Source organism: Flavobacterium sp., from assembly GCF_043720215.1.
Classification (GTDB): Bacteria; Bacteroidota; Bacteroidia; order Flavobacteriales; family Flavobacteriaceae; genus Flavobacterium.
Genome location: NZ_JAYSSZ010000244.1, coordinates 1 through 2,910, shown reverse-complemented (window position 1 = coordinate 2,910; position 2,910 = coordinate 1). Strand labels below are relative to the sequence as shown.

Annotated in this window: 3 protein-coding genes; all 3 read left to right on the top strand. The window is 31.6% G+C overall.

Annotated features, from left to right (window positions below):
• On the top strand, positions 1 to 801 hold an 801-nt coding region (locus ACHZC3_RS10730), incomplete at its 5' end, for a cupin domain-containing protein (RefSeq protein WP_394759856.1).
• Between the two features lie 88 nt (positions 802 to 889).
• Positions 890 to 1,798, top strand: a complete 909-nt coding sequence (locus tag ACHZC3_RS10725) for a fumarylacetoacetate hydrolase family protein (RefSeq protein WP_394759855.1) — start codon at positions 890 to 892, stop codon at positions 1,796 to 1,798.
• Between the two features lie 201 nt (positions 1,799 to 1,999).
• Positions 2,000 to 2,710 carry a DUF4369 domain-containing protein gene (locus tag ACHZC3_RS10720; RefSeq protein ID WP_394759857.1) on the top strand — a complete coding sequence of 237 codons (711 nt, stop codon included), beginning with the start codon at positions 2,000 to 2,002 and terminating at the stop codon, positions 2,708 to 2,710.
• Positions 2,711 to 2,910 lie beyond the last annotated feature (200 nt).

Below are 2,910 nucleotides of genomic sequence, written 5' to 3'. Positions count from 1 at the left end.
ATTCAAGTGACTCGTCCTGGAGAAAGTACTTCAGCGCATAAACATAAAGCTTCAGCTCTTCGATTCATTATGGAAGGAGAAGGCGGTTATACTGTGGTTGATGGAAATAAAATTACTTTTGAAGTGAATGATTTCGTGATTACGCCTAATTCAACATGGCACGAACACGGTGTTACTGAAAATGGTAAAACATGTATTTGGCAAGATGGTTTAGATATTCCATTGGTAAATGCTTTAGAAGCCAATGATTATGCAGTATACGATGGCAAACAACCCTTAGTAAATCCGTTAAATTATTCTCCAATCGTTTATGGTTGTGCCGGATTACTTCCAGCAGATAAAACTTGGGACAAATCGTATTCGCCATTATTTAAATATTCTTGGAAGAACGTTTATCCAGCACTTTTAGAAACGCAAAAAGCATCAGAAGTCAATCCGTTTGATGCAATTTTTATGCAATATTCGAATCCGTTAACTGGCGGTCACGTCATGCAAACTATGGGAGCAGCGATGCAATTATTACCAGCTGGATTCAAAGGAAAAGCACACAAACACACGGGTTCATTTGTATATCAATGTGCAAAAGGAAAAGGTTATTCTATCATTAATGGGAAACGTTACGATTGGAAAGAAAGAGATATTTTCTGTGTGCCTTCTTGGGCTTGGCACGAACATCACAATTTATCTGAAACAGAAGATGCTTGTTTATTTCAATTTAACGATTTACCAGTAATTAAATCTTTAGGTTTATTTCAATCAAGAGAGTTAGAAGAAAACAACGGACATCAACAAGTACAATAACAATATCAAGTTCAAAAATCAATAACAATAAAAAAATATTGCGAACTTTGCGTAAATCCTTGCGCTCTTTGCGGTTAAATACATTAATATGAAACTACTTACATACAAAACATCAGAAACTGAGCCAAGATTAGGATTTATTCATAACAATCAAGTTGTTGATATGGAAGATTTTGGAGAAATATCTAATTTTCCGTTACCAAATGACATGTTAGAATTAATAGACATGGGATTTGAAGTAATTGCAGAAATAAATGATTTGATTTCAGAAACAAATCAAAAACAAATGGATGAAATTAGTTATGCTATCGACGAAATAATCATCCTCGCTCCTATCGAAAAACCACGAAAAAATATCATTGGCATTGGTTTAAATTATACCGAACACGTGGCAGAAAGCGCAAGAACATTAGACACTACTGGGAAATTGCCTACAAAACCAATTATTTTTTCTAAACCTACGACGACTGTAACTGGAACAAATACTAACATTATAAAAAACACTAAATTAACCGAACAATTAGATTGGGAAGTTGAATTAGCTGTTGTGATTGGCAAAAAAGGAAAATATGTTCCTAAAGAAAATGCCTTAGATTATGTTTTTGGTTATACTGTAATTAATGATATTTCAGCACGTGATTGTCGTAGAGAAGGACAATGGATTGTTTCGAAAGGTCAAGATACTTTTGCGCCAATGGGTCCGTATTTAGTAACAAAAGATGAGATTGAAAATCCACACAATTTGAATTTATCTTTAAAAGTGAATGGTGTAGAAAAACAAAATTCTAATACCAAATTTCTACTTTTTAACATCAATGATTTGATTGAAGATTTAAGTATTGTTTTTACTTTAGAACCAGGTGATATTATCGCAACCGGAACACCTGCTGGAGTTGGCGCAGGAAGAAATCCACAAGAATGGATGTACGATGGTGATGTGGTAGAAGCGACTGTGGAAGGAATTGGAACGATTATGAATACGGTTAAGGAGATTTAGCATTCAGGAAAAAACAGGAACACAGATTTAAGAAATTCAAAAAAATTAAATAAATTATTCTGTGTTCTTAAATCTGTTTTCAAAAAAATAAAAAAATGAGGTATTCATCTTTAATGTATTATGATTATTAAAAAATATAAATCCTCATTTTGTACTGCAAATTGAGGATTTTTTTATTATTTTGCGGCAAATTAAAATATGATGAACAAAATAATTATTGCACTATTATCTATCACAATACTTACTTCTTGTGGTGAAGAAAAAAAATCAACAGATACTTTAGAAATTACTGGAAATATAAAAGGACTAAAAAAAGGAAAACTATATATTCAAAGAGTTCAAGACACTACATTAGTTGTTCTTGATAGTATAATTCTTAATGGGAAATCTACTTTCGAAAGTACTATAAAACTTGATTCTCCAGAAATGTTGTACTTATTTCTTGATCGTGGTGTTTCAAACTCTATCGATAATAATTTACTTTTCTTTGCAGAACCGGGTAAAATGAATATTGATACTGATTTAGAATTTTTCTTAGCTAAAGCTAAAATTACAGGTTCTAAAAATCAGGAACTCTATGAGCAATACAAAGACATTATTTCCAAATTTAATGACCAACAACTAGAATATTTAAAAGATGAACTGTTAGCATTAAAAGCTAAAAAAAATAATACTGAAGAGAACACTAAAAAGCAAGATGCTCTCTTAAAACGCAGGTATTTATATGCTGGAAACTTTGCCATGACAAACGGTAATTATGAAGTAGCGCCCTATATTGCTTTAACTGATATTTATGATATAAATATTAAATACCTAGATACTATTGCAAAATCGATGTCACCCAAAGTAGCAAGATCTAAATACGGAAAAAAATTAAATGAATATTTAGTCGAAAGAAAAAAGGAAGAGTAGTTTTCTTAAGTACTAAATAAGAAACTAAAGGCACGAAGTTCACAAAAATAAATTGTGCCTTTCGTGCTTTTTTTTATGTATTAATGTCTTGTCCTAAAATGGCGATACATAAATTCATCGTTATGGAAAACACCCAGGAACCTCGCTATGTAAAGCGTACCCAAAAAGACTACAGTATGTCTTTTAAATTACAAATTGTT

Excerpts from the sequence above, each read along its gene's own strand:
- ACHZC3_RS10720 (WP_394759857.1), top strand. The coding sequence starts at position 2,000 with ATGAACAAAATAATTATTGCACTATTATCTATCACAATACTTACTTCT.
- ACHZC3_RS10725 (WP_394759855.1), top strand. The coding sequence starts at position 890 with ATGAAACTACTTACATACAAAACATCAGAAACTGAGCCAAGATTAGGA.